The organism is Nonomuraea insulae (genome assembly GCF_042656245.1).
In genome coordinates, this window is the sequence record NZ_JBHSPA010000045.1 from 12,230 (window position 1) to 38,094 (window position 25,865).

The window sequence follows — 25,865 nt, forward strand, 5'->3', positions numbered from 1 at the left end:
CGAAGCCTATGATCGGGCCGATGAGTTTCGGGGGCGCGGCACGTCTGCATCAGTACCGACGAGATGGAGGATGACGATGAGGATCACTTTAGCGACGTTCCTGTCGCTGGACGGCGTCATGCAGGCGCCTGGCGCACCGGGCGAGGACACCAGCGGCGGGTTCGAGCACGGCGGCTGGCAGTTCCCCTACGCCGACGAGGCGCTGGACAATCCCGCGTGGTGGGAGGAGGCGGACGGATTCCTCCTCGGCCGCAGGACGTACGAGATCTTCGCCGCCTACTGGCCGACCGCCGGCGACGAGAACGACGTGATCGCGGCGCGCCTCAACTCGCTGCCCAAGTACGTCGTCTCGACGACCCTCGACAAGGTCGAGTGGAACAACTCGACGCTCATCGCGTCCGACGTCCTGGGGCGGATCGCCGAGCTGAAGAGCCGTCCCGGCCGGGAGCTCCAGATCCACGGCAGTGGCGTGCTCGCTCAGTCGCTGCTGGATCACGGCCTGATCGACGAGCTGCGGCTGTGGACGTACCCGGTCGTCCTGGGCAGTGGCAGGCGGCTGTTCGAGCCGGGCCGCACGGCGACGGCGCTGCGCCTGGTCGAGTCGAGGGCGAGCAGCACCGGCTGCGTGCTCAACGTGTACCAGCCGGTGGGCAGGCCGACGTACGGCGACTTCACGGAGTGACGGCACGCCCGATCACGTGAGCCATGGCCGGAACGAGCGGCTGCGGGGCGAAGCCGAACCGCTCGACCTCCGACACCTCGAACCCCGCCCGCTCGATCGCCGCCAGCGTGTCCCGGTTGAGGTGGCAACCGGCGGCCAGGCGCCGCCACGCCGGTGCGATCAGGTGCTGCAGCAGGCCGAGGGCGGGGTTGGCCGAGCGTACGTGCTCGTAGAAGCGCAGCTGCGCGCCCGGCCGCAGCACGCGTACGATCTCCGCCAGCGCCCGCCCCTGCGACGGCACCGAGCACAACACCAGCGACACCACCGCCGCGTCGAACGAGGAGCCGGGCAGCGCCTCGGCGTGCCCTGGCACGACCGACACCGGTACGGGCGCGGACCTGGCCCGCTCCGCCGCGAACGCGCGCAGCGTGTCGTCCGGCTCCACGGCCACCACCTCGGTCACCGACGCGGGGTAGTGGGCGAAGTTGCGGCCGTTCCCGGCTCCGACCTCGATCACCCTGCCCTCCAGCCCGGCCAGCAGACGCCGCCGGTGCTCGTACGCTCCCCGCTGGTCGGCGAGCTCGGACGCCCGCGCGTACGCCTGCGCGAAGCGCGGATGCTGGAAATCGGTTGTCATCGAATCCCCTCGGAAAGCCGGGCACTCATTCCAGCATGCCGCGTCTTGGGATTAACCGGCGGTTTTGGCCAGGGCCTTGGCGACGAGCGCGCTGACGTGCTCGACCGCCTCGACCCCCGCCCCCATGGAACGGTTGCGCCGGGAGATGACCGCGATCAGGTACGTTCGCCCCCGCTCCCGTACCCGCCCGATGCTGTTGACCGTCCACCGCCCCCCGTCCCGCTCCCGGGGCAGCCACCCGTTCTTGACCGCCACGTCCGCCCCCTTGTGCCCGGCCGCGCTCACCCCCCACGCCTGCTCGGGCGCCACCTCGCGCATGAGGGCCAGCACGTACCGGCGGTGCCCGGCCGACAGCGGGCTCCTGGCCGAGACGAGCGCGTTCAGCAGCCGTACCTGGTCGGCCGCGCTCGTCGTCGTCGATCCCCACGCGCCCCCGGGGCCGGGGCGGGTGTCGCGCAGGCCGAGCCGCTTGTTGGCGGCGGCCAGCCCCGGCGCGCCGCCGATCGCCGCCCACAGCGCCGAGGCGGCGTCGTTGTCGCTCACCTTGACGGCCTGGGCCGCCGCCCGCCGCTCCCACCCCGACAGGCCGCGCCGCTGCCGCTGGGCGCGCAGCAGCAGCGCCACCACGACGTTCACCTTGACGATGCTGGCCGTGGCCGTCCTGAGCCGGGGGTTGTAGGTGAAGGACGACCCCGACGACAGCTCCCGCACCGACACGGCCAGATCACCCGGCAGGTCGTCCAGGTAGCGGTCCAGGGACCGCTTCAACGGCTTCCTGTACGAGGGCTTCTTCGCGGGCACGAGGGGTTTCGCGGGCTCCGGAGCGGCGGACACGATCGCCACAGGGATCGCCACAGGGGTGAAGGAGACGGGAACGCCGCTCGACGTGAGGAGCACCGGCGACAGGATCGCGATCGCCCGCCAAAGCTTCGCGAGCACGACGGCCTACACAGGCCAAATGGCCATGAAACGCATGGAAGGCAGCATTTCGGGCCGGGTGTTTCCCCGGTGTTAGCACGTCCGGACCTGTCGCGACCGGCCGCTCAGGTGCGCGCTATGGTCACCGAGGCGCGGGTCTTGAGGTGAGGACGAGGGGCGGAGGCATCGGCACCCCCGCCCCTCTGAACGGCCCCTGGGAGTCAGGACCGGCGCTGCGAGGACCGCCGTGAGCAATGGGACAACCTCGCTGGCTCCGCGACTCTAACCCCGCCTCCGAGCCCCGGTCTGCGCAGGATTACTCAGAACGCGACTCCCACGCCGCGAGAATGGCCGCCTCCTTCTCCGCGTCCATCCCATGGGTGCCGTAGTGACGCTTGTCCTCGGGAATCTCACGCAACCAGTCCCACGTGTCACGTACGGTCTCCGAGACCGCCCGAGTGCGCAACCCGGCGGCCTGCGCCTTGGCCGTGGGCACACTCCAGAAGTTGTCCGTCTCCGCCGACGGCGGCCCACCCCACAACGGCAACTCCACGAACGTCCCGGCCCCCTGCTCCACCAGGAACTCCTCGTCCATCCAGACGAACTCCGCGTCGGACCCCGTGACCTCCTTGCAGAACCCCAGCCACTCGCCGTAGGTGGCGTTGCCGGCGGGCCCGGTCACCAGGAACCGCCCGGACGCGCCGAACTCGGCCTGGTCCAGCGTGAAGGCGGCCACGTCGCGAGCGTCCACGAGCTGCATCGGCGCGTCCGGATCCCCGGGAGCGAGCACCTTGCCGCCGTGCGAGATCCTGGTCAGCCACCACGGCAGCCGGGCCACGTTCTCGTGCGGCCCCAGGATCAGGCCGGGCCGCACGATCAGCGCGGCGCCGTCGAACCCCTCCTCCACCGCCCGCTCGCAGCCCGCCTTCAACACCCCGTAGTCACCGTCGTCGGGCCCGGCGCCGGCCGGGCAGGGCCACCCGGGCGCGTCCTCGGCGGCAGGCTGGGCGGGGAAGTCGGCCACGGCCGAGACGCTGGACACGTACGCGTAGGTCCCCGCCCGCCCCGACAACGCCCGCACCGACTCGCCCACCACCCGCGGCACATAGCCGGAGGTGTCGACCACGATGTCCCACGACCGCCCCTCGGCCAGCCGCTCCAGGTCCGCGGCCACCTCCCGGTCGCCGCGCACGGCCCGCGCCCCGGGCACGTCCGCCCCGCTCCGCCCCCTGTTGAACGTCGTCACCTCATGCCCCCGCGCCAGCGCCGCCGTCACGACCGCGCGCCCCAGGAACGCCGAACCACCCAAGACCAGAATTTTCATGGGTTCATTCTTCGCCGGTGACCACCCTGCGATCAGCGGTATTCACGCAGAGCGTAGGACGCAGCGGCGGCACCATGTGCACCCTCGCCGAGCCGATGTCGAAGAACAGCCCGACCAGCTCCAGCTTGCCCGCCTTGATCTGCTCGTCGACCTTCTTGTAGGTACGCAGGTTCTCCAGCTGCTGCTGCACGTTCACCCGGCACAACACGTCCAGCGCCCCGCCGTGCAGCCGGTCGCCCTCGGTCTCGATGAACGTGGCCAGGCTGTGGTCCCCGTGCCGCAACCAGCGCCGCAACCCCGGCAGGCTGCCCGCCTGCACCCCGCCGCTCAGCACCCCGGCCATCGCCCCGCACCCCGAGTGCCCGCACACCGTGATCGTGCGCACGCCCAGCACCTGCGTCGCGTACTCGATCGCCGCCACCACCGAGTCGTCGTTCGGCTCGGAGCCCTTGCGCGGCACCAGGTTGCCGATGTTGCGCACCGTGAACAGGTCCCCGGGCCCGCTGGCCGTGATCAGGCTCGGCATGATCCTTGAGTCGGCGCAGGTGATGAACAGGTGCGAGGGCTGCTGCTTGCGGGCCAGCTCGGTGAAGATCGGCCGGACGAGCGGCGCCGTGTGCCGGTGGTACTCGCGTGCCCCCGCCGTGAGCCGGCTCTCCGGCGACGGCCCCGTCACGCCGTCCACGGGCCCGCCGATCGGCATCGCGGGCCGCCGGTGCCCCCACGGCAGCCACCAGCGGTCCGGCACCTTCAGCGGCGACTTCACGGGCGCCGTGCGCGCCCCGCTGGCCGCCAGCCCGTACCACTCGTCGTGCAGCTCGTCGATGTCCACCGTGCCGCCCATGCGCTCGTGGTCGAGCCGCCAGGAGTGGATGGCCTCGAAGGCGCCGTTGTCCATGAAGTCGATGTTCAGGTCCAGGTCCACGGCGGAGCCCGCGGGAATCGTCCGCAGCTCGTGCGTCAGCCGCGGCACCCCGAGGAACGTCAGCGACCCCGAGATCGTCACGTTCAGCCGCCCGTCGCGCTCCTCGCGCTTGAGCACCGTCACCCACGTCAGGCGGCGCAACGCCAGCAGCGCGGCCAGGGCCAGGCCCGCCAGCACCCCCTCGGCCAGCCCGAGCAGGATGACCGCGACCATCGTCACCACGTACACCGGCACCTCGCCGTGCCCGTGCACCTTCCTGATGTGGCCCAGGTTCACCATCTGCACGCCGATGAACACCAGCAGCGCCGCCAGCGCCTCCAGGGGGATCAGCGCGATCGACCAGCCGAACCCCAGGGCGAACACCAGCACCCACACCCCGTGCAGGATCGTCGACCAGCGGGTACGCGCTCCCGCCCGCGCGTTCGCGCTGCTCCGCACGATCACCCCGGCCACCGGCAGGCCGCCGAGCGCGCCGGCGACCATGTTGGCCACGCCCTGCCCGGTCAGCTCCTGGTCCAGGTCGGCGCGGCGGCCGCCGTGCATCCCGTCGATCGCCACCGAGCACAGCAGCGACTCGCACCCGGCCAGCAGCGCCACGAGCAACACCGCGGCCACCACCAGGTGCCAGTCGCCCTGCGGCAGCACCGGGAAGCTCCACTCCGTGAGGCTGCCCGACAGGTCCACCCGCGTGACGTCCCAGCCGAACGCCCACGCCGTGAGCGCCGCCACGAGCAGCGCCACCAGCGGCGCGGGCACCGTCTTGACCCGTTTCGGCAGGCGCGTCCACAACGCCATCACGGAGATCGTGAGCACGCCGACGGCGACCTTGTGCCCGTGCAGGTCGGCGATCTGGCCGGGCAGCTCGATCAGGTTCGCGATGGCCGAGCGCTGCGAGCTGCCGCCCAGGACGACGTGGAGCTGGGCCAGGGCGATGATCACACCGACGGCCGCCAGCATGCCGTGGATGACGGCCGGCGACACCGCCAGCGCCGCCCTGGCCGCCTTGAACACCCCCAGCAGAAGTTGTACGGCCCCCGCCAGCAGGGTGATCATGCAGGTCGCCCGCCACCCGTACGTGTGCACGAGGTCAACGACCACCAGCGAGAGTCCGGCGGCCGGGCCGCTCACCTGCACGGCCGAGCCGCCCAGCGCGCCCGCTACGATGCCACCCACCACGGCGGCGATCAGACCGGCGGCCAGCGGCGCCCCGGAGGCCATCGCGATGCCCAGCGAGAGGGGCACCGCGACGAGGGAAACCACGAGCGAGGCTGGCACATCGTGCCGGAGGGTGCTCAGCCAGCTACCCTGCGTGTCGCGCAACATGCCGCAAACCCTATTGCTCCGTCGACCCCGCTTTGGGGGGACATCGCGTGGGTTTTACGCATTAATGGGTACTGGAGATCACCGATAGTAGTCGTGCGGATAATCCTGCTCCGGGCCCCTGCGGTGGCTGCCGCTCTGCTGCTGGGGGCCGTACCCGGGCCGGTTGCTGCCGTCCGCCGACGGAGGCTCCGGCCAGGCGGCCGGGCTGGTCGTGATGTCGCCCGTCTCGTACGCGCCCGCCACGAACGGTGAGGCCTGCGGCGGCGTCGGAGCCGACAGCACGTCGTCGTAGTTCGAGACCGCCCGGCCGGGCACGGTCGGGGTGCCGGCCGCGGGGGAGGGGCTGGTGAGCGGGTCGGAGTCGTCGGCCACGGCCCAGCCGGCGCGCACCTCGTACGAGGGGGGATAGGCCGTGCGTGCGGCGGGCTGCTCGAACGCCGGCCACGAGCCCTCCGAGGCGTATGACGCGGAGGGGGCGGCAGCGGCGGGAGCCGGGTCGTCCAGTATGTCGGCCGAGGCGGCCCAGGAGCCGGACGTGGTCGACGAGGGCGGGTTGGTCCAGGTCGTGTCGAGCGGGTCGCCCGCGCCGCCGTTGTAGGCGGGGAACGGGTCGCTCGTCGGAGCGCCGTGGAGGCCGGCGGGAGGGGCGGCGGGGAAGCTGCCGCTGGAGGTCGGGCTCACGGCCGGGAAGGAGCCGGTGCCGTTGGAGGCGGGGAACGAGCCGGTGCCGTTCGCGGCGGGGAACGAGCCGCTGCCGGGGGCCGGGCTGTAGGAGCCGTTGCCGTTCCTGCTCGTGCCGTTGGCCGGATAGGCGCTGTTGGACGAGACGGACGCCGGGCGCGTCTCGGAGCGCGTGGGGGCGGGCACCTGCTGGGCGCCCACGCCGAGGATGCTCATCACGTCGCCCGTCGGCGCCGCGAACGTCACGGTGCGCTGGTCGGCCATCTCGGCCTGCGAGGGAGTGGCGCGCTTCTGCGGCTCGACCAGGTCGGCGAGATTGGCGGCGGAGGCGGGCTGGCGCTGCGGCAGGGGGGCCTGGACGGTGGTCGCGTTGGGGTCGGCGGAGGCGGTCACCGGCTGCGGCTTGGGCTTGCGGTCGGATCGTTTGTCGGACCGCTTGGTGGGCCGGTCCTTGCGCTCGGACGGACGCTCGGCCTGACGTTCGGGAGCGGGGCGCTCGGGCTCGCGCTCGGCGGGCGGACGCTCACGCTCGACCGGGCGGGAGGCGCCCTTCCTGGCCGCTACGGTGCCACCCGCGCCGAAACCGCCCTCTTCCGCATCGCTGCGGATGTTGGCCCAGAACTCCTCGTCATCCTCATCGTTGCTCGGGTTGCCCCACTCGTCCACGCCACGCTTGCCACGCTGACCGGTGCGTACCGGTTTGGGCTTGGCTTCGTAGATCGGACTGAAGTCGGGGCTGAAATTGTTCATCCGCGGTTCATGCGCCGCGAACTCGTCCGTGGAACGAGCATGCGTCATCTCCTCCTTCTCGGCCATCTCCTTCAGCCGTTCCGGAGGAAGCGAGCTCTCCCTGCGGCTCATCGATCGCATGCCCAGTGCCACGACGACGAGCACGAGGAGCACGACGGCGACCAAGCTCACTACGACCGCGATCATTGCACCACCCTCAAAGCCATGGCCTCCCTCTGGCACCGATGAGATCGCGCGGCCATCGACGCGATCTGCCCCCTTTGATCACCAGTGCCTAACAATTGGATCTGATTGTGTCGGACCACTATGAGGGTTGTCACACCCTACGCGAAGAATTGGTACACCAGCACTACATGTCGTGTTCGGCGGCTCACTCAATGTTCACCGCGGTGAGCCGCCCGCGGGCGATGGTCTTATCCGCGATCTTCTTGAGGACCTCGGGGAGCTCGGGGTTCCCCGGCAGATCGACCTTGCCGTTCAACGTGTAGACGGTGAACCGGTAGCTGGCCCGGTTCTGGCAGGGGGGCTCGTAGCCCACCTTCCCACTGGTCACCTTCGCCTGCCCGGACCCCTCGGGGGGATCGGCTGCGGCGTTGGGACCCAGCTCGGTCGTGGTGGCCGGGATGTTGTAGAGCACCCAGTGCACGGCCGACTCGTTCGATGTGTGGCTGTCGACCACGATGGCGATCGACTTGGCCTCGGACAGCGGCTGGCTGGACCAGCGCAGCGGCGGACTGCCCTGATCGCCCCGGCAGGAGTATTCGCTCGGTAGCGGCTTGCCCTCGCGCAATTCGGGGCTCGCTACGTTGATCTCCGCGATGTCCTTCGCCTGAGACTTGCCTATGAAGCTCGCGCAACCTGACAACCCGAACGCGACAGCCACCACCGTCACACTGACAGCGATGCGTCGCATGCGAGATGCCGCGTTACACAGCCCCATGCCGGACGATGCTACGCGGGTCCCGGCGGTGCGCAGACCGTTTCTCGATGGTCGGTGGTCGGTAAAGGATCCGAAAACAGCCAGAATGACGGCAATCGGGTAGTGAAGTTGGACACAGGGACAGGCTCGGTGGTCCGCCGCGGCGCCGGATCCGGCCGTACCGGGGAAGCTTTCCTGGCCTGCGGCTTCGCGGTGGCGGGGGCGGGAGCGGGCGGCGTCCGACTGTCCAGACAAAACGGACATCGGTTTCGGTCGGTCTCCGTCGGCAAAAACCAGGTGCGCCAGATCGCGACGCACGGTAACGGCGTACGGCGGAAATTCGGGACCGCCGGCGTACGGCGGAAATTCGGACCGCGCCCGCGGACGGCGGAAATCCGGACCGCGCCCGCGGGCCACGGCGACTGGGCACGTGAGGCGCTCGGGCGCGTACGGGTGGGTGCGCTCGGAGCGCCGGCGGTGCGTGGACGGCGGCTGCCACGTTGCGTGAGGCGCTCGCGCAATGGTGCGGTCCCGCGCTGGCCGGGCCTGGGTGGCACGTACGTGGCGCCGCCGACGTGGCCAAGCTCGACAGCCTGCGGCCGGGCCGCCACCGAGCATGGCACCGGGCCCGAGCCGGAGGACCGCAGACACGCCGGACCGGTCCGCGGATCTTTACCGGCCCGCTGGCAGATCGCATTCGGGCATCGCGCCCTAAGCTGGCTTTGTGACGTCATCAGGCCCTCTACGCGATCCGGCGAACCGCGTCTCGCCGAAGGCGGTAAGGCTGTGGTTGCTGGAGTCGCTGATCGCCTTCGCCTTCTTCCTCGGCGGCTCGCTGCTGGTGGCACGGTGGCTCGGGGGCAGCGACTGGCCGTGGGTGCCGCGGTGGTTCGCCCAGGATCCGTGGTTGCTGCCCGCCGCCGTCGTGGTGCTGACGCTGCCGTTCCTGGCGGCCGAGCCGTTCGTACGGTACGCCGTGCATCGCTGGGAGCTGTCAGGAGACGTCGTCTATGCCAGGTCGGGGTTCCTGACCAGGGAGTGGGTGTTCGTGCCTGTGAGCCGCATCCAGACGGTCGACAAGGGGCAGGGGTGGTTCGAGCGCCTGCTCGGACTGGCGACACTCGAGATCAGGACGGCGTCCCACGCGGGATCCTCGACGATCAAGGGCCTTGACTACCGGGTGGCGGCGGGGCTGGCCGAGCAGCTGGCGCACCGGGCGGAAAAACTCAGAGACGACGCGACATGACCACCCCCGGCCCAGACGACCCGACACCCACCCCCAAACACACCCCTCCAGAAGGAACCGCCACCCCAGAAGGAACCGCCACCCCAGACGCAACCGCCGCTCCAGACGCAACCACCTCTCCGGACGGCACCGCTTCATCGGACGAGACCACCACTCCGGCTGGCACCACCTCTTCGGATGGAAGCGGCCATCCGGAGGGCACCACCCCTCCGGACGGAGTCGTCCCCTCGGACGGGACTACCTCTTCGGCCGGCACCACCTCTTCGGGCGGAAGCGGCCATGCGGAGGGCACCGCTCCTCCGGACGGAGTCGTCCCCTCGGACGGGACCACTCGTCCAGACGGCACCACTCCCTTGGGCGCGAGCGCCTCTCCGGGCGGGAACACCCCTCCAAGCGGGAGCGCCTCTCCGGGCGGGAACACCCCTCCAAGCGGGAGCGCCTCTCCGGGCGGGAACACCCCTCCAAGCGGGAGCGCCTCTCCGGGCGGGAGTATCCCTCCGGGCGAGGGCGCGCCCCAGAGCGCTCCTCCAGGACAGGGCACGTCTCCGGAGGGCAGGCCACCGATGCCTCCGCCTTCCGGCGCCGGTCAGCCGCCGTGGCCCGGACCGCCGCATACACCAGGACCTGCCTCGTCACCTCCAGTTCCAGGGAGCGGGCCGTTTCCAGGACCAGGACCTGGCGGTGGGCCGTATCCGGGACCTGGACCTGGCGGTGGGCCGGGTCAGGGACCTGGACCCGGTGGTGGGCCGTTTCAGGGACATGGTGGGGGTGGGCCTGGTGGGGGTGGGCCGTATCCGGGACCCGGTGGTGGGCCGGGTCAGGGGCCTCAGGGTGGGCCGCCGCAGGTGCGGGTGCCGCAGCGGCTCAGTCCCAAGGTGCTGCTCATCGATCCGGTACGCATGTTGCCCTCCCTCCTCCTCCCCCTGGTCGGCGTCCTGTTCGTGGGCGGTTTCTCGGCCAGGTCGTACGGCTACGCGGCCGCCGGCGTCATCGCCGCCGTGGTGTATGCGATCATCAGATGGGCCACCTTCACCTACGAGATCATCGGCGACCGCCTGGAGACCAAACGTTCGCTGATCAGCCGTTCCGTCCGTACGATCCCCTTGGAGCGGATCCGCGGCGTTGACGTGTCCACCCCGCCCATGCACCGGCTGCTCGGCCTGACCGTACTCAAGATCGACACCGGGGCGAGCGGCGACGCGGAGGAGGCCAAGCTCGCCGGAATCACGCGGGTGGAGGCCGAACGGCTCAAGGCGGTGCTCCTGCGGCGCACGGCCGAGCCGGAGACGCACGTTCACGACGCGGCGACCCCTTCTGGGCCGAAGGAACGGTCGATCATCGGCGTGCCGCGCAGGTGGCTGCTGTACGGGCCGCTGTCGGGCGCGTACCTGCTCACCCCCTTCGCCTTCGTCGGCGGCGCGGTGGGCCTGGCGTTCCAGTGGGGGGACGAACTGGGCTTCAGCCAGGACACCGCCTGGAGCGCGGGGGAGTGGCTCTGGGGCCACCCCTACCTCCTGCTGGCGGTGGCGGTGCTGCTCGTGCTGGCCATGCCGTTCGCGGGCGGGCTGATGTACGCGATCTTCAACTGGGACTTCCAGCTCAAGCGCCGCGACGGCTACCTGGTGGCGGAGCGCGGGCTGATCAACCGGCGCAGCGTGTCGCTGGAGTCGCAGCGGGTACGCGGCTACGAGATCGTGGACGGGCTGGCAGAACGGTGGGCCAGGGTCGCCCGCGTCTGGGCCATCGTGACCGGGCTCGGCGATTCGGAGACGCGGGGCCAGCTCCTGCCCGACGTACCACGCCAGGTGGCCTTCCAGGTGACCCGCGACGCGATCGGCCCCTACCAGGCCGCGCTCCGGCGCCACCCGCCCGTGGCGCGCCAACGCCGCCTGTTCCGCGCCGTCTTCCCCTGGTTCGCGCTGGCCGTGGTGAGCGCCGTGGCCGTCTGGCTGACCGGATCCATGTTGTGGTGGATCCTCCTGGTGCTCACGCTGCTCCTGGCGGGTGTCGGCGTGCCCCTGGGCCTCGACCGGTACGCGTCCCTGGGGCACGGCTACGACGGCGTCCGCCTGGCGGTGCGGTCGGGGTCCCTACGGCGCTCGCAGGCCGTGGTCGAACGCCGGGCCGTGGTGGGCTGGCGGCTGCGACAGACATGGTTCCAGCGCCGAGCCGGCGTACTCACCCTGATCGCCGGCGTCGGCGCCGGCAAGGGCGGCTACTCGGCGATCGACGTGTCGAAGGCGCAGGCGGTGGACTTCCCGGCCGAGGTGACGCCGGAGTGGCTGGCACCCTTCCTCAACCCCACCGACTCCTGAACCCCACCGACTCCTGACACGTCCGCGCAGCCAGGGGCCACACCTGACCGGGACCGCAGCCGAAAACCTGACGCGGATGTGACAGCAGCGGATCCTTGCGCGGCCGTGGTTAGACGGGTCCTGATAGGGCGTGGCCTGCACAGAATCCTGACGCGGATGTGACACAGCAGCGGATCTTTGCGCGGCCGTGGTTGGGAATGGGTCCTGATGGGGCGTGGTCTGCGCAGAATCCCGACGCGGACGCAGCCTGGGACGCGCCTGACATGGGCGCATCCTGACGTGGGTGCAGCCTGAGACGCGCCTGACTGGGCGTGGCCATGGGCGCATCCTGACGTGGACGCAGCCAAGGATGCGCCTGACCCCGGGCGCGGTCGGCGGCGGACTTCGACGCGGGCTTGACCGGGAAGGGTTTCCTGGCACCTGCGGGTCAGTCCTGGCAACTGGCGTGGGCAGGCTTCCTGCAACGTGGTCAGTCTCAATGGCGGGGCATGATCAGGTTCCTGCGGCCCGACATGGAGGCCCGCCTCGCCGACCGGCTGGCGCAGTTGCGCGTCGAGCGTGGTCAAGTCTCGATGGCGGGCGTAGGCAGGCTACCTGTGGCCCTTGGTCAGTCTCGACGGCGGGCGTGGGCAGGGTTCCTGGGGCCGGTGGTCAGTCCTGGCGGCGGGCGCCGAACATGATCTCGTCCCAGGTCGGTACGGAGGCCCGGCGTCCCCTCGAACCCTTGCGCGCCGGGCGGGCGCCGGGCTTCGGAGCCGGAACCGGCACGCCTGGCTCCTCCTCACCCTCGTCCTTGCCCGCCCGCGCCGCCGGAACAGCGGGGGCCGGCTTCGGCTTCGGCGCCGGAGGCTTGGTCTCCCGAACGGGCTGCTCAGGCTCGGGTCGCGTCGCCTTCTTCTCAGGAGTGGCCGACCTCTCGGGAACGGAGGGCTTCTCAGGAGCCGTCTGCGTCTCGGGAGCGGTCTGTGTCACGGGAGAGGGCTGAGCCTCGGGGGCAGCCGACTTCGCAGGTTCGGTGGCCTGCTCGGAAGTGGTCGCCCGCGCAGGGTCGGACGCCTGTGCCGGAGTGGTCGCCCGCGCGGGGTCGGACGCCTGCGCCGGAGCGGACGGTTGCTCGGAAGCGGTTGCCTGCGCCGGAGTGGACGGTTGCTCGGAAGCGGTTGCCTGTGCCGGAGTGGACGGTTGCTCGGGAGTGGACGCCTGCTCTGGAGCGGATGGCTTGGGCTCAGACGTGGGTGATTCGGCCGCGACGGTTGTACCGCTCTCGACGGCTTCGGCCTGCTCGGTCCTTTCGGCCCGCTCAGCCTGCTCAGGCTTGGCGACGGCCTCAGTCTCGGGCCTCTCGACCTTCGCGGCAGCGGCCTGCGTGGCCTCCTGCTGGGCTGAAGCGGTGGCTTCCTGCTGGACACCGGCCTGCGCGGCCTCGGGCCGGGCTCCGGCCTGCGCCGCCTCCGGCTGGGACGGGGTGGTGTCCGTCTTGTGCTCTGTGGTGACGGCTGCGGGCTGCTTGGGGGCTTCGCCGATGGCATCCGTCGAGACCGGCGAGGAGTCCGACGCGGTGGTCGCTTCCGTCGTGGAGGAAGGAACGGTAGCGGCCGGCTTCGTGGTGGCGCTCTCCTGTACGGCCGCCTCAGCGGTGGCGTCCGGCGCCGTGGACGCCTGTGCGCTTACGTTGGTGACCGGGGACGTGTCCGACTGGGCGGCAACCTGCGACACGGGAGTCGACTCGGTGGCGACGACGGCCGTCTCCGATTCGGCTGCGGCCTCGGCCTTGGCGGGCGCCTCCAACGCGGTGGCCTGCTCAGGAGCGACCTTGCCCGAAAGGTCAGCAAGCTCGGCGGCCGGTGCAGCCGCAGACGCGGCCTGCGCGGCGGGCTGGGCATACTGCGCCTCGGATTGGGCCGACTGCGCGACTGGGGCAGACTGCGTGGCAGGAGCCGACTGAGCGGCGGGGACAGGCTGCGCAGCGGGCTCGCTGGTCTGCTCAGCGGACTGGCCAGTGTGCGCGGCAGGCTGGTTGATGTGCTCGGTCGGCTGGGCGGTCTGTGCGGCAGGCTGGTTGATGTGCTCGGTCGGCTGGACGGTCTGTGCGGCGGGGACAGGCTGCGCAGCGGGCTCGCTGGTCTGCTCAGCGGACTGGCCAGTGTGCGCGGCAGGCTGGTTGATGTGCTCGGTCGGCTGGGCGGTCTGCGTGGCAGGCCGGCTGACGTGCTCGGTCGCCTGGGTCGAATGGGTGGTGACAGGCTGAGCCGTTTGCGGGGGAGCCTGGGTGGTCTGCGACGTGGCGGGCTGGATGGCATTCGGCTGAGCCTGCGCCGCGGCCGAGTCCTGCGACTGGGCGACGGTCGGCTGGGCGGCGGTCGGCCGGGCCTGCGCCTCGGCGGACTGAGCCGGTGCGGCGGTCGGCTGAGGGGCCTGGGCAGCGGTCGGCTGAGCGTGCGCGGAGCGCTGCTCCTGGGTCGGCTCATGGACGGTGGCCGAGCGTGGTTCCTGGCTCTGGGCGGCAGAGGTCCCCTGGGCGGCAGAGGTCCCCTGGTGGCCCTGGGCGGCAGAGGTCGCCTGGCCCTGAGGGGCGGCGGGTGAATCCTGCGGCCGGGGGATCGGCTGGTGCTGGGCCGGGGAGAATGCCTCGGCGGAAGCGTCCGTCCGGGCGGACGGCTGGTCCTGGGCCGAGGTGCGCTCCTGCGGCGCCTGGACCGATGGGGCCGGACGGGTGGATGGCGGGGTGGCCGGGGCGTAGATGGACTCGGTCTCACGTTCGCCGGAACGGCCGGAGCTGAAGTCGGGCAGCCACGGCGAAGACCCGCCACGGCGGGAGGAGGCGTCGCCGGGACGGGCATGGCCGCTGTCGCGAGGATCGGGCCGGAGGGGCTCGCGTGCGGGCGGGTCCTGCCGGTGGCCGGAATCCCTGAGCGGGTCCTGCCGGTGGCCGGTCGCCGGGTCCTGCCGGTGGCCGGAGGAGTCTGGGCGGTGGCCGGATTCTCGGCCCGGGTCCTGGTGGAAAGCGGATTCTCTGGCAGGCGGATCCTGGCGGTGGCCGGGTTCGCGGGGCGAGGACTCCGGGGCCCGGGTGTAGGAGGTCTCCGAGGACCGGTTGTAGCCGACCGCGGGCTCCTCGGGCTCGCGCCGCACCACGGACGGGAACGGCATCGCGTCGGAGGTGAGCGGCGGCACCGGCTGCAGCTTGGCCACGCGCGGCGCGAACGGCGTCACCGTGGTGTCCTCCACCACGGCGGGCTCGGGGTCGAAGTCGGCCGCCGACAGGCGCATGGCCTCGTCGTCGTGGGGCGTCACGTGCCGCTTGCGCGGGTCGAAGAGCCACTCGGCGTGGCGCGTGTGACCGTTCCAGACGTAGCCGAGCTTGACCCGCCACAGGCCGTCGTCACGCTTGGCGGAGTCCCAGTCGATCTCGTCCGTGGGCACGCCACGCCGGGTCAGCCGCTCGGCGACGAGGTCACCGAGAGTGGGGCCCGGCGCCGATTCGCCGGGCATGCGTACGGCGACGCGCTGTGCCTGCTGGGCGACGTACTCCCGCTCCTGCAGCACCGGCCCCTCGAACCAGCGGACACGCTCGACCGGGATCCCGGCGGTAGCGGCGATCTCTTCCGCCGTCTCTCCAGCTCGGATGCGGGCCTGGATCTCCTTGGGGCGCAACGGACTCTCCACTTCGATCTCGTACTGGCCGAGACGGGAGAAGTTGCCGCGGACGGCAGCACGGAGCCGGTCGTCCACGGGAAGCGTGAAGCGCGTACCTCGCCCAGCAGTCGCCAGCACGAGGTAGGTGCCGTCCTCACTCACCGCGACGAGTCGGAGCTCCTGCATGCGAGTCCCTTCGTCAGCGTCGCCATTCTTCCCCCGGACCTTTGAGTCTCTCGCGTGTTCCGGTTGCCTGCCAGCACCGTACCCGGCATGTCCGAACATCGCCTTCCTGGGATAGCCCACGGGCGATGTGACGCCGGTCACATTTGTGGAATCCATCCCTCTAGAGCCCGCCATCGCGTACGAGGAGGTTAGATCGCCTCGACGGGTTCTGGCGAATCGCGCCGCGGGCCGCCGTGCACTCGAGCCAGGTGGCGAGTGTGGCGGGGCCGGCGTGGGGATGAAGTTCCAGGTGGCGGGCGGCGGCTCCGGCGAGATAGGGGGCGTGCGGCGAATACGCCCGGCCGTCCTGAGTGACCTGACAGGTGCCGTTATCGGTGGCTCCGACCACGAACACGCCGGAACGCACCAGCGACCGGGTGGCCCGGTCGAGCGCCGGGGAACCGGAGCCGTCGATCGACAGGTTGGCCACGGAGGGGCCGCGGGCGTGTCTGCGGATCCAGTCGAGCCCCGCCAGCACGTCGGCCAGGGTGCCGGAGCCGGCGCAGCCGAGCACCCGTACCGAGGCGATCCCGGCCTTGGGCGCCACGTCGTGAGCACGCGAGGCGACCTGCGTGCCGTGACCGCCGCAGTCGCGCCCCGCGCCGCCGGTGGCGTCGAACGCGCGCCAGGCCCGGCCGCCGAACTCGGCCCCGATGCCGCTGTCCACCACGTACACGGTGACGCCCGAGCCGCTCGCCCGCACGTCCGACGCGCGGGCCGGCCTGCTGCTCGCCAGGGGATGGATCTGGCGGTCCGGCTCGATGGTGCGCACCCGCGGGTCGCCGCGCAGTTCGGTCAGTTCGGGGGCGGTGAGGAAGGTGGCGAATCCGGGCAGCGCCGAGGTGTAGTAGCGCCGTACCCGCCAGCGCATCTCGCCGACGAGCTCGCGGGCGGCCGTCCGGTCACGAGCGGTGACGATGTAGGGGCGGGTGGGTTCCAGCGGGGAGGGGTGCAGGGCGAGTCCTGAGGCGGGAGTCATGGCGAGCGGTACGGCGGTCGTGGCGGCCGTTGCCACGGCCGCGGCGAGGTACACGGAGGGCAGGCCGAGTCGTCGGGGCACGAGTTACAAGGGTGCCTGTCACGCAGGTCACAGGAACAACAGGACACGCACTCGCGTCTATTCACGAGACAGCTTTTTACCGAACGCATGGCCAGAGAGGACTGAGAAGGGGCATGAGCGGCGAACAGCGGAGGTTCGAGCTGAGCATGCCGCAGATAGCCGGCAGCGCCCTGTCCGCGGTGACCGCCGCCGTGGCCGCGTCGTATCTCGGCGTGGCGGGCACGGTGATCGGGGCGGCCGTGGTCAGCATCGCCAGCACGATCGCCACGGCCGTCTACACGCACTATCTCAAGCAGACCGAGGAGCGGGTCAAGCAGCACACGCTCACGTCGCGGCGGGAGACGTCCGCCGACCGGCCGGAATCCGATGATGACGGGTCCACGCTGGTGATGACGGCCGTACGGGAGTCGCGCCGGTTGCCGTGGGTGAAGCTGGCCGGGGCGGCGGTGATCGTGTTCGCGGTCAGCATGGGCAGCATCCTCGCCTACCAGGCCGTCGCCCAGGAGACCGTGCACGAGCAGGTCACCGGCAAGACTCCCAGCAGGGCCCAGGTAGAGCACGACAAGACGCCGGTACGGCAGGAGACGGAGACCGAGGCGCCGCCCGCGTACCAGCCGCCACCGACTCCCACGCACGAATCCGTCACCCCGACCCCCACGCCCACACCCACGCCGAGCAGGACGCCGAGCACCCGGCCGACGCCGACGCCCACGCCCACGGGGTCGGACACGGTGGAGCCGTCGGAGGAGACCACGAGCCCGCCGCCGACCCAGGACCAGCCCGACGAGGTCGAGGAGGCGCCGACGAGCAGCGCGCCGCCGCCCGCCGAGCAGGACGATCCGGTGCTCACGCCCCCCGGCTAGCCCAGCACGGTGTCCAGGTAGGGGTTGGCGAAAAGGCGCCCGGGGTCCAGGCGGTCGCGCAGCGACAGGAAGTCGGCGAAGCGGGGATAGACCTTGCCCAGGTACGCGGCGTCGCGCGTGTGCAGCTTGCCCCAGTGGGGACGGCCGTCGAGGCGGGTCATGATGTCCTCGACGCCCTTGAAGTACGCGGGATTGGGCGTCGGCCGGTAGACGTGGCAGGCGACGTACGCCGACGGCCGCCCGTGCGCCGTGGACAACCACGCGTCGCTGGGCGGCGTCACCCGCACCTCCACGGGAAAGGTGATCGTCCAGTCCATCCGCTCGATCAGGTCCCTGGTCTCGCGCAGCGCCTGGGCCAGGCGGTCGCGCGGGATGGCGTACTCCATCTCCAGGAAACGCACGTCCCGCCGCGCCGTGAACGCCTTGTACGAGACGTCCACCGACTCCGAGTCCCCCAGCGTCGCCGCGCTGACCTCGTTGATCCGCGGGATCAGCGAGGGAAGGCGGGCCCCGATCGCGCAGGCGGCGCCGAAGACGGTGTTCTCCAGGAACACGTTGTCCAGCCAGTGCCGTAACGCCCCCGGCGGCCGGGCCGGGCCGGGGCTGCGGTTGTTGGTCTTGACCAGGCAGGTGTCGGTGTGCGGCAGCCAGAAGAAGTCGAGATGCTCGTTGGCGGAGATCAGCTCGTCGAGCGAGCCGAGGATCTCGCTGAGCGGCAGCTTGCGCCGCCGGTTGTGCAGCAGGAACGCGGGCTCGACCCGGAACGTCACGGCCGTCAGCACCCCGAGCGCGCCCAGCCCCACCCTGGCCGCGTCGAACAGCTCCTCGCCGGGCGAGGCGGTGGTCACGGAGCCGTCGGCGAGCACCAGCTCCAGCTCGGCGACCTGGTCGGCGAGGCCGCCGCTGTCGCGCCCCGTGCCGTGGGTGCCGGTCTGGATGGCGCCCGCGACGGTCTGCTCGGTGATGTCGCCCATGTTCGCCAGGGCCAGGCCGCGTTCGGCGAGCAGCTCGTTCAGGACCCGCACGGGGGTGCCCGCCTGGACGGTGACGAGTCCGTCGGCGCAGGACCTGACGCCGGTCAGCGCACCGGGGCGCAACATGATGCCGTCGGTCAGGGCCACGCCGGTGAAGGAGTGGCCCGTGCCGACCATGCGGACCCGCCGCCCGGAGGCGGCGGCGTCACGCACGGCGCGTACGACGTCCTCGGCCGAGGCCGGGATGCGCACCTCGGCGGGGGTGCCCGACTGGTTGCGCGCCCAGTTCACGAAGGTCACGAGCACCCTCCAGAGGATCGTTCCGTTCAGACCGGGACGATACTCAATTCTCCCAGCCGGCGGGAACGGGGAAGATGTCGCCGGCCTCGAGCTCTTCGCTCTTGACCACGTCGGAGACCGTCACCAGGTGGTAGCCCTTGTTCTTGAGGGTCTTGATGAGCGCGGGCATGCCGTCGACGGTCTGCTTCACCCAGTCGTGCATGAGGATGATGCCGTTGGGCTTGGCCACCGCGAGGGTCTGCTTCTGGATGGCCTGGACGTTCTTGGAGCTCCAGTCCTCGGATCCGGCGGTCCACAGGATCATCGGCATGCCGAACTCGCTGGCGATGTCGGAGACCTGCACGTCGGCCAGCCCGTACGGTGGGCGAAGCAGCTTGGGCTCGACGCCCGCCGCCTTCTTCACCGCGTCCTGGGTCTTCTGGATCTCGCTCTTGATCTTCCCGGCGTCGCTCTTGGTGAAGTCGGGGTGGCTGTAGCTGTGGTTGCCGAGCTCGTGGCCCTCGGCGGCCATGCGCTTGACGAAGGCCGGGCGGCTCTTCACGTACTGGCCCTCAAGGAAGAAGGTCGCCTTCGCGCCGTTCTTCTTGAGCGTGTCGAGCAGCGTTCCCGCGTACTGGCCCGGCCCGTCGTCGAAGGTCAGCGCGATGCACTTGACCTGTTCGCAATCGACGGGTTCTTTCTTGGTCGTTTGAGCGGCGAATGCGGGTGCCGGAGCAAGAGTCACGCAAACAGCCGCGATAGCTAGAAGTGAACTGATTTGTCGGGACATAACTAGTGCTTCCAGTGTGATGGGTGTTGCGAGGGATCTCCCGACCGTAGCGGATCAACTCTGCGAGGGTGAAGGAGCCTCGGGAAGTCTCAGCAAACCCGAACCTCCAATTCCCACCGCGACCGCCAGAACCGCTGCGCCGACGGAGAAACCGTACGCGCTGGAGGCCCCGTACGCCTCCGTGAGCGCCCCGCCCGCCCACGAGCCGATCGCCACCCCGAACCCGATCGCGGTCGAGATCCACGCCATACCCTCGGTGAGCAGGGACGGCGGCACCAGCCGCTCGGTGAGCGAGAAGCTCGTGATGAGCATCGGCGAGATCGCGAAGCCGGCCAGGAACAACGCCCCCGCCATGATCCACGGGCTGCCGATGAACATGATCGGCACCAGCCCCACCACGAACAGCCCCAGCGCGCGCACGAACCGTGTGCGCAACGGGATCCGCCAGTCGCGGGAGCCGAACCAGAGCCCCGACACCATCGACCCGCCCGCGAACGAGGCCAGCAGGAACCCCGCGGCCCCCTTCGCCCCGTGCTCGTCGGCGAAGGCGACCGTGATCAGGTCGACCGAGCCGAAGATCGCGCCCATCGCGAGGCAGACGCAGGACAGCAGCGCGATGCCGGGGATCAGGATGGGCGAGCCCGACGCCGACCTGATCGCCTGCACGGGCGGCTGGGTGTCCCGCTGCGAGGCCAGCGCCAGGCAGCCGAGCAACATGCAGACCAGGGCCACGATCAGGCCGGCGTACGGGTTCACGGCCGTGGCGAGCACCGTGACCAGCGCGGGACCGGTGACGAAGACGACCTCGTCGGCCACGGACTCGAACGCGAAGGCCGTGTGCAGCCGTCCTGAGCCGCCGTAGATGACCGACCAGCGGGCGCGCACCATCGAGCCGATCGACAACGAGGTGGCGCCGACGACGAGGCCGGAGGCGTACAACGTCCATTGGGGCAGGCCCGACCCGGCGAGGAGCATGAGGGCGGCCAGCGCGAGCGCGTTGACGACGGCGAACGGCGCGATCACCCGTCCCTGCCCGAACCTGTCGGCGAGCCGTCCCGACATGGGCGCGGCTATGGCGAAGGCGACGTTGGAGGTGGCCGCGACCGCGCCGGCGGTGGCGTAGTTCTCGGTGAGGGTGGAGATCAGCAGGATGACGCCGATGCCGAGCATGGACATCGGCATCCGGCCGATGAGACCGGCCAGCACGAACGCTTTGACGCCAGGCCTGTCGAACAACCCCCGGTAAGGCCCGACCACCCTGTTTCCCCCTTACGTGAGCAGCCAACCTTGGCGCACCGTATGTCCGGATGGCAAGTGCTTTATCGCCGGCGTGAGTTAACGTGTCCCGAGTGTCCGGTCTTCCCACCCTTCGTTCGGTCATGCTCATGGTCACCGCGGTGCTCGCGGTCACGGCGGCGGCCGGCGGAGTCGTCGTGCTGATGGGCGAGGACGTGGCCACGACCACGCAGCAGCCCGTGCGCCGAACACCTCGTCCGCAGGAGTCGGCCGCACCGCGCCTCGACCAGATCGTGCCCACGGCCGAGCCGGTCAAGGACTTCGGCAAGGGCGGCGCGGGCATCACCGCGACCCCGCCGCGCGTGCTGGCCATCGCCGCGAGCACCGTGCCGAAGCAGACCAGGTTCCGCCTGGGAGAGCTGGCGCACGTGCAGAAGGTGACCGTGGTGGACGCGGGCGCGGTCAAGGTGGCAGGCACCGGGCTGAACCTGCTGGCCGTCGACCCCTCGGACTTCCGCTCCTGGACGCCGCAGCCCGTCGCCGACCAGCCGGCCGTGTGGAGCGCGCTGGCCAAGGGCGAGCTGGTCGCCGACGCGGGCGCGATGGGCAAGTTCGGGATGATCCTGGGCGCGGTGTACCAGGTGGACGGCGGCCCCCGCCTCCGCCTGGCCGCCTCGGCCTCGCTCGGGCTGCAGGGCGTGGACGGGCTGGTCAGCGCCGACCTGGGCCGCTCGCTCGGGTTCGCGCAGGGGGTCGCGGTGCTGCTGCACGGCAAGGAGGGCAAGATCAGCGATGCCGGCGTACGCAAGCTGCTCGGCAAGGGCGCCCAGGTCGTCGTGCTCGACTCGGCGGCCCGCGTCACCGCCAAGCAGCAGCAACCCGCCCAGGAGCAGCCCCAGCAGGTCACCGTCGGCCGCCCCGGCAGCTACCTGGAGCTCTACAAGGCCTCCGCCACCCGCTGCCCCGGGCTGTCCTGGACGGTGCTGGCCGCGATCGGGCAGGTGGAGAGCGGGCACGGGCAGAACAACGGGCCCTCCAGCGCGGGCGCGCTCGGGCCCATGCAGTTCATGCCCGCCACCTGGAAGCACTACGGCGTGGACGGCGACGGGGACGGCAAGAAGGACATCTGGAGCCCGTACGACGCCGTGCCCGGCGCCGCCGGCTACCTGTGCGCCAACAAGGCCGGGCAGGGCGGCGAGCGGTTGCGTAAGGCGATCTGGTTCTACAACCACTCGTGGGACTACGTGAACAAGGTCATGTCGATCGCCGAGGCGTACGCCCGCGCCTACACCTGAGCGGGCCGCCTGCGCGGGGGCGGGCAGCAGGTGAGCGCGCACGGCTGCGGCTCCGGCTCGTCCATCAGCTCGCGCACCATCCGCACGAACCGCGGATGCGTGCCCGCCGTCGCCGCCCGCTCCATGGGCAGGCCCAGCTCCGCCGCCACGGCCTTGGCCTCGGTGTCGAGGTCGTACACGACCTCCATGTGGTCGGAGACGAACCCGATCGGCACCAGCACGACGGAACGCGCGTCGGTCTTGCGCAGGAAGTCGCAGACGTCCGGCTCCAGCCACGGCACCTGCGGCGGCCCGCTGCGCGACTGCCACACCAGGTCCCACGGCTCGGTGCGGCCGAGCGCCTGGCTGACCAGCTCCGCGCTCCTGCGCAACTGCGCCTCGTAGAGCCCGCCGGACGGCCCGGCCGTTTCGGCCATGGAGACCGGGATGCTGTGGGCGGTGAACACCAGCCGGGCGTCGTCGCGGCCGAGCCGCTCCAGCGCCTGCCGGGTGTGGTCGGCCATCGCCGCCACGAAGCCGGGATGCTCGCCGTAGTGGCGCATCTTGACCAGCTCGGGGCCGCTCTCGACGGAGATCCTGCCGATGTCCTCGTAGTACTGGCGGCAGCTCGAATAGCCCGCGAACGCCGACGTGGCGAACACGGCCGCCTTCGCGATCCCGTCGGCCTTCATCCGGCGCACGGTGTCCTCGCCGAACGGGTGCCAGTTGCGGTTGCCCCAGTAGATGGGCACCCCCGCGACCGGGCGCAACGCCTCCACCAGGTCGCGGTTCTGCTGGTTGATGGGGCTGACCCCGCCGAAGCCCTGGTAGTGCTCGGCCACTTCGAGCAGGCGCTCGCGCGGCACGCCCCGGCCGCGCACGACGTTCTCCAGGAACGGCAGCACGTCGTCGGGCCCCTCCGGGCCGCCGAACGACAGAACCAGCAAGGCGTCGTAAATTCCCACGTGACAACCCTATGTGGCCGTACCCCTGGTCCCCGCCGCGAGGTAGGTTCGATCGAGTGAGCGCATTCAACGACATACGTGACTATGTGGCTATCCCTCGGGTTCTCTCGCTGCGGCTCTCACCCGACGGCTCCAGGCTGATCTCCACCATCCAATCCCTCAATCCCGACGGCAAGTCGTTCGGCACCGCGCTCTGGGCCATCCCCGTGGACGGTGAGCCGTACCGGCTGACGCGCTCCACCAAGGGTGAGTCCGCCGCGGTCTTCACCGCCGCGGGCGACGTGCTGTTCACCTCCGCCCGCCCCGACCCCACCGTCAAGGACGCGGGCGAGGAGGTGCCGGCGCTGTGGCTGCTGCCCCGCGCGGGCGGCGAGGCGCGCCAGGTGGCGACGCGTCCAGGCGGCATCGGCGCCGTGCGCACGGCCGGGGACGTGGTGGTGTTCGCCGCCGACGTGCTCGACGGTGAGGAGGCGGCGGAGGAGGAGCGGCGCAAGGCCCGCAAGGAGGCCGGGATCAGCGCCGTCCTGCACGAGAGCTACCCCGTGCGCTACTGGGACCACGACCTCGGCCCCGGCAGGCCCAGGCTGTTCGCGGCCAGGCTCGGCGACGACCGTCTTGAGGACGTACGCGACCTGACCCCCGACGCCGGCGAGGCGCTGCGCGACGGCGGGTTCGAGCTGACGCCCGACGGCGCGACCGTGATCGCCTCCTGGCGCGTCTACCTGCCGAAGGGCGAGTCGCGTACCGCCCTGGTGGCCATCGACGTGGCCACGGGCGAGCGGCGCGTGCTGCTCAGCGACGAGGCCTACGACTTCGGCGGCCCGCTGGCCGTCTCGCCTGACGGCACCAGGATCGCCTGCTCCCGCGACCGCCTCACCGGGCTGGAGGTCTCGGCGCGCAGCGAGTTGTGGATCGCCGACCTGGCCACCGGGCAGGGCCGCGCGTACGCGCCCGACCTGTTCCCCATGGACGTCGAGTGGGCGCCCGACTCCTCGGCCGTCTACCTCGCCGCCGACTTCCGGGGCCGCCGCCCGATCTTCCGCGTCCCGCTGGACGGCGAGGCCGCGAGGCTCACCCAGGACGACGCCTCCCACCTCGGGCTCAACGCGTCCCCCGACGGCCGTTTCGTGTACGCCCTGCGCAGCGCCGTCAACCTCGCCCCCGCCCCGGCCAGGATCGACGCCGTCACCGGCGAGGCCGTCGACCTGCTTTCGCCCGCGCCGCGCCCCGAGGTGCCCGGCACGCTGACCGAGATCTCCGCCACCGCCGACGACGGCGCCACCATCCGCGGCTGGCTCGCCCTGCCCGAGGGCGCCTCCGCCGAGTCGCCCGCGCCGTTCGTGCTGTTCATCCACGGCGGCCCGCTCGGTTCCTGGAACGACTGGCAGTGGCGCTGGCAGTCCTGGATCCTGGCCCAGAAGGGCTACGCCGTGCTCATGCCGGACCCCTGCATGTCCACCGGCTACGGCCAGGACATGATCGACCGCGGCTGGGGCGACTGGGGCCCGCGCACCCAGGCCGACCTCGACGTGATCGTGGACGCCGCCCTGGCCAGGGACGACATCGACAGCGGGCGCGCGGCCGCCATGGGCGGCTCGTACGGCGGCTACATGGCCAACTGGCTCGCCGGCCACACCGACCGCTACCAGGCCATCGTCACCCACGCCTCGCTCTGGAACCTCGACCAGTTCGCCGGCACCACCGACGCCTCCATGTACTGGCAGCGCGAGTTCGGCGAGCCCGGCTCGGAGCGCTACCAGCTCCTGTCCCCGCACCACTCCCTCGACAAGATCACCACCCCGATGCTCGTCATCCACGGCGACAAGGACTACCGGGTGCCGATCGGCGAGGCGCTGCGGCTGTGGTGGGACCTGCGCCGCACCGAGGTGGAGTCGAAGTTCCTGTACTTCCCCGACGAGAACCACTGGATCCTCAAGCCGGGCAACGTCATCGCCTGGTACGAGACGGTCCTCGCCTTCCTCGGCCAGCACGTGCTCGGCGAGGAGTGGAAGCGCCCGGACTCGGTTGCCTGATGACCGACTTCCTGAAGCTCGCCGAGGACATCGCCCGCGAGGCCGGCGACATGTTGCTGGCCAAGCGGCCCACGATGTCCGGCGAGGTCGAGACCAAGTCCAGCCCCACCGACGTGGTCACCATCCTGGACAAGGCCTCGGAGGAGCTCATCCGCGAGCGCGTCCTGGCCGCCAGGCCCTCCGACCGCATCCTCGGTGAGGAAGGGGGAGAGGAGCCCGGCGAGTCCGACGTGCGCTGGATCGTCGACCCGATCGACGGCACCGTCAACTTCCTGTACGGCCTGCCGGACTGGGCCGTCTCGATCGCCGTCGAGGTCTCCGGCCAGGTCGTGGCCGGGGTCGTGAACGTGCCCGCGCGCGGCGAGGTGTTCACCGCCTCGCTGGGCGACGGCGCCTGGCTCGGGGCGGAACGGCTGCGCTGCAACACCGGCGTCCCCTTGGCCCAGGCGCTGGTCGCGACCGGCTTCGGCTACTCCAAGGTCCGCCGGGCGGTCCAGGGCGAGGTCGTGGCGCAGGTGCTGCCCCGCGTGCGCGACATCCGGCGCGGGGGCTCGTGCGCCATCGACATCTGCTCGCTGGCGGCCGGGCGGCTGGACGCGTACTACGAGCGCGGGGTCAACCACTGGGACTTCGCGGCCGCCGGCCTGGTGGCCACCGAATCGGGCGCCCGTCTGGGCGGCCTGCACGGCCGGCCGGTCAGCCCGTACTTCGCGCTCTGCGCGGCACCCGGGCTGTTCGAGGACCTGCACGACCTGCTGGCCTCTCTGAACCCCGAACGCGACACCTGACACGTCGAAGGCATCGCGATGGTGGGAAACGGCCGGAGCCCGT

The 25,865-nt window shown here is 71.2% G+C and carries 19 protein-coding genes; 7 read left to right on the forward strand and 12 right to left on the reverse strand.

Annotated elements, in window-relative coordinates; genetic code table 11:
* Positions 1 to 76 precede the first annotated feature (76 nt).
* Entirely contained in the window at positions 77 to 682 is a 606-nt protein-coding gene (locus ACFPZ3_RS34405; protein ID WP_379518480.1) for a dihydrofolate reductase family protein, read from the forward strand.
* On the opposite strand, the gene ACFPZ3_RS34410 is transcribed toward ACFPZ3_RS34405, so the two are convergent.
* The 6 genes from ACFPZ3_RS34410 to ACFPZ3_RS34435 all read right to left on the reverse strand — a co-directional run bounded on the left by ACFPZ3_RS34410 (position 672) and on the right by ACFPZ3_RS34435 (position 8,456).
* Complete coding sequence (locus tag ACFPZ3_RS34410) at positions 672 to 1,298, reverse strand: class I SAM-dependent methyltransferase (RefSeq protein WP_379518481.1); 627 nt, start codon at positions 1,296 to 1,298, stop codon at positions 672 to 674. The two genes, ACFPZ3_RS34405 and ACFPZ3_RS34410, sit on opposite strands and share 11 nt — an antisense overlap.
* Before the next feature lie 51 nt (positions 1,299 to 1,349).
* The gene (locus ACFPZ3_RS34415; protein WP_379518482.1) at positions 1,350 to 2,237 is read right to left on the reverse strand and encodes a serine hydrolase; all 888 of its coding nucleotides are present in this window, start codon (positions 2,235 to 2,237) and stop codon (positions 1,350 to 1,352) included.
* 295 nt (positions 2,238 to 2,532) lie between these two features.
* Entirely contained in the window at positions 2,533 to 3,540 is a 1,008-nt protein-coding gene (locus ACFPZ3_RS34420) for an NAD-dependent epimerase/dehydratase family protein (protein WP_379518483.1), read from the reverse strand.
* A 4-nt stretch (positions 3,541 to 3,544) separates the two neighbouring features.
* Complete coding sequence (locus ACFPZ3_RS34425) at positions 3,545 to 5,788, reverse strand: SulP family inorganic anion transporter (RefSeq protein ID WP_379518484.1); 2,244 nt, start codon at positions 5,786 to 5,788, stop codon at positions 3,545 to 3,547.
* Positions 5,789 to 5,866: 78 nt separating this feature from the next.
* Positions 5,867 to 7,405 carry a hypothetical protein gene (locus ACFPZ3_RS34430; protein WP_379518485.1) on the reverse strand — a complete coding sequence of 513 codons (1,539 nt, stop codon included), beginning with the start codon at positions 7,403 to 7,405 and terminating at the stop codon, positions 5,867 to 5,869.
* Between the two features lie 184 nt (positions 7,406 to 7,589).
* Entirely contained in the window at positions 7,590 to 8,456 is an 867-nt protein-coding gene (locus ACFPZ3_RS34435; protein ID WP_379518486.1) for a YbhB/YbcL family Raf kinase inhibitor-like protein, read from the reverse strand.
* A gap of 406 nt (positions 8,457 to 8,862) precedes the next feature.
* Here ACFPZ3_RS34435 and ACFPZ3_RS34440 point away from each other — a divergent pair, with 406 nt between their 5' ends.
* Both ACFPZ3_RS34440 and ACFPZ3_RS34445 read left to right on the forward strand, forming a co-directional pair.
* Positions 8,863 to 9,384 carry a PH domain-containing protein gene (locus tag ACFPZ3_RS34440; RefSeq protein ID WP_379518487.1) on the forward strand — a complete coding sequence of 174 codons (522 nt, stop codon included), beginning with the start codon at positions 8,863 to 8,865 and terminating at the stop codon, positions 9,382 to 9,384.
* A gap of 845 nt (positions 9,385 to 10,229) precedes the next feature.
* Positions 10,230 to 11,699: a PH domain-containing protein gene (locus tag ACFPZ3_RS34445; protein ID WP_379518488.1), complete on the forward strand. Its 1,470-nt coding sequence runs from the start codon at positions 10,230 to 10,232 to the stop codon at positions 11,697 to 11,699.
* Between the two features lie 651 nt (positions 11,700 to 12,350).
* On the opposite strand, the gene sepH is transcribed toward ACFPZ3_RS34445, so the two are convergent.
* Both sepH and ACFPZ3_RS34455 read right to left on the reverse strand, forming a co-directional pair.
* Complete coding sequence (gene sepH, locus ACFPZ3_RS34450; RefSeq protein WP_379518489.1) at positions 12,351 to 15,521, reverse strand: septation protein SepH; 3,171 nt, start codon at positions 15,519 to 15,521, stop codon at positions 12,351 to 12,353.
* Positions 15,522 to 15,681: 160 nt separating this feature from the next.
* On the reverse strand, positions 15,682 to 16,620 hold the full coding sequence (locus tag ACFPZ3_RS34455) for a S8 family serine peptidase (RefSeq protein WP_379518490.1): 939 nt from the start codon (positions 16,618 to 16,620) through the stop codon (positions 15,682 to 15,684).
* A gap of 113 nt (positions 16,621 to 16,733) precedes the next feature.
* Here ACFPZ3_RS34455 and ACFPZ3_RS34460 point away from each other — a divergent pair, with 113 nt between their 5' ends.
* Positions 16,734 to 17,483: a hypothetical protein gene (locus tag ACFPZ3_RS34460; RefSeq protein WP_379518491.1), complete on the forward strand. Its 750-nt coding sequence runs from the start codon at positions 16,734 to 16,736 to the stop codon at positions 17,481 to 17,483.
* On the opposite strand, the gene ACFPZ3_RS34465 is transcribed toward ACFPZ3_RS34460, so the two are convergent.
* The 3 genes from ACFPZ3_RS34465 to ACFPZ3_RS34475 form a co-directional block, all read right to left on the reverse strand.
* A complete protein-coding gene (locus tag ACFPZ3_RS34465; protein WP_379519016.1) occupies positions 17,480 to 18,757 on the reverse strand; it encodes a D-arabinono-1,4-lactone oxidase in 1,278 nt (425 codons plus the stop codon). The two genes, ACFPZ3_RS34460 and ACFPZ3_RS34465, sit on opposite strands and share 4 nt — an antisense overlap.
* A gap of 43 nt (positions 18,758 to 18,800) precedes the next feature.
* Positions 18,801 to 19,481 carry a polysaccharide deacetylase family protein gene (locus ACFPZ3_RS34470; protein WP_379518492.1) on the reverse strand — a complete coding sequence of 227 codons (681 nt, stop codon included), beginning with the start codon at positions 19,479 to 19,481 and terminating at the stop codon, positions 18,801 to 18,803.
* 99 nt (positions 19,482 to 19,580) lie between these two features.
* Positions 19,581 to 20,783, reverse strand: coding sequence for an MFS transporter (locus tag ACFPZ3_RS34475; protein WP_379518493.1), 1,203 nt, complete (start codon positions 20,781 to 20,783; stop codon positions 19,581 to 19,583).
* A gap of 92 nt (positions 20,784 to 20,875) precedes the next feature.
* Here ACFPZ3_RS34475 and ACFPZ3_RS34480 point away from each other — a divergent pair, with 92 nt between their 5' ends.
* Positions 20,876 to 22,057 (forward strand): lytic transglycosylase domain-containing protein, encoded by a 1,182-nt coding sequence (locus tag ACFPZ3_RS34480; RefSeq protein WP_379518494.1) that lies wholly within the window; start codon positions 20,876 to 20,878, stop codon positions 22,055 to 22,057.
* Here the strand turns inward: ACFPZ3_RS34480 and ACFPZ3_RS34485 are convergent.
* Entirely contained in the window at positions 22,048 to 23,001 is a 954-nt protein-coding gene (locus tag ACFPZ3_RS34485) for a ferrochelatase (protein ID WP_379518495.1), read from the reverse strand. The two genes, ACFPZ3_RS34480 and ACFPZ3_RS34485, sit on opposite strands and share 10 nt — an antisense overlap.
* A gap of 11 nt (positions 23,002 to 23,012) precedes the next feature.
* Here ACFPZ3_RS34485 and ACFPZ3_RS34490 point away from each other — a divergent pair, with 11 nt between their 5' ends.
* Positions 23,013 to 25,034 (forward strand): S9 family peptidase, encoded by a 2,022-nt coding sequence (locus ACFPZ3_RS34490; RefSeq protein WP_379518496.1) that lies wholly within the window; start codon positions 23,013 to 23,015, stop codon positions 25,032 to 25,034.
* A complete protein-coding gene (locus tag ACFPZ3_RS34495) occupies positions 25,034 to 25,822 on the forward strand; it encodes an inositol monophosphatase family protein (protein ID WP_379518497.1) in 789 nt (262 codons plus the stop codon). Before ACFPZ3_RS34490 ends, ACFPZ3_RS34495 begins: the two co-directional genes overlap by 1 nt.
* The last annotated feature ends 43 nt before the right edge of the window (positions 25,823 to 25,865 follow it).

Coding starts and splice junctions, on each gene's coding strand:
- ACFPZ3_RS34425 (WP_379518484.1), bottom strand. CDS start 5,788: ATGTTGCGCGACACGCAGGGTAGCTGGCTGAGCACCCTCCGGCACGAT.
- sepH (WP_379518489.1), bottom strand. CDS start 15,521: ATGCAGGAGCTCCGACTCGTCGCGGTGAGTGAGGACGGCACCTACCTC.
- ACFPZ3_RS34490 (WP_379518496.1), top strand. CDS start 23,013: ATGTGGCCGTACCCCTGGTCCCCGCCGCGAGGTAGGTTCGATCGAGTG.
- ACFPZ3_RS34495 (WP_379518497.1), top strand. CDS start 25,034: ATGACCGACTTCCTGAAGCTCGCCGAGGACATCGCCCGCGAGGCCGGC.
- ACFPZ3_RS34420 (WP_379518483.1), bottom strand. CDS start 3,540: ATGAAAATTCTGGTCTTGGGTGGTTCGGCGTTCCTGGGGCGCGCGGTC.
- ACFPZ3_RS34405 (WP_379518480.1), top strand. CDS start 77: ATGAGGATCACTTTAGCGACGTTCCTGTCGCTGGACGGCGTCATGCAG.
- ACFPZ3_RS34410 (WP_379518481.1), bottom strand. CDS start 1,298: ATGACAACCGATTTCCAGCATCCGCGCTTCGCGCAGGCGTACGCGCGG.
- ACFPZ3_RS34430 (WP_379518485.1), bottom strand. CDS start 7,405: ATGATCGCGGTCGTAGTGAGCTTGGTCGCCGTCGTGCTCCTCGTGCTC.
- ACFPZ3_RS34460 (WP_379518491.1), top strand. CDS start 16,734: ATGAGCGGCGAACAGCGGAGGTTCGAGCTGAGCATGCCGCAGATAGCC.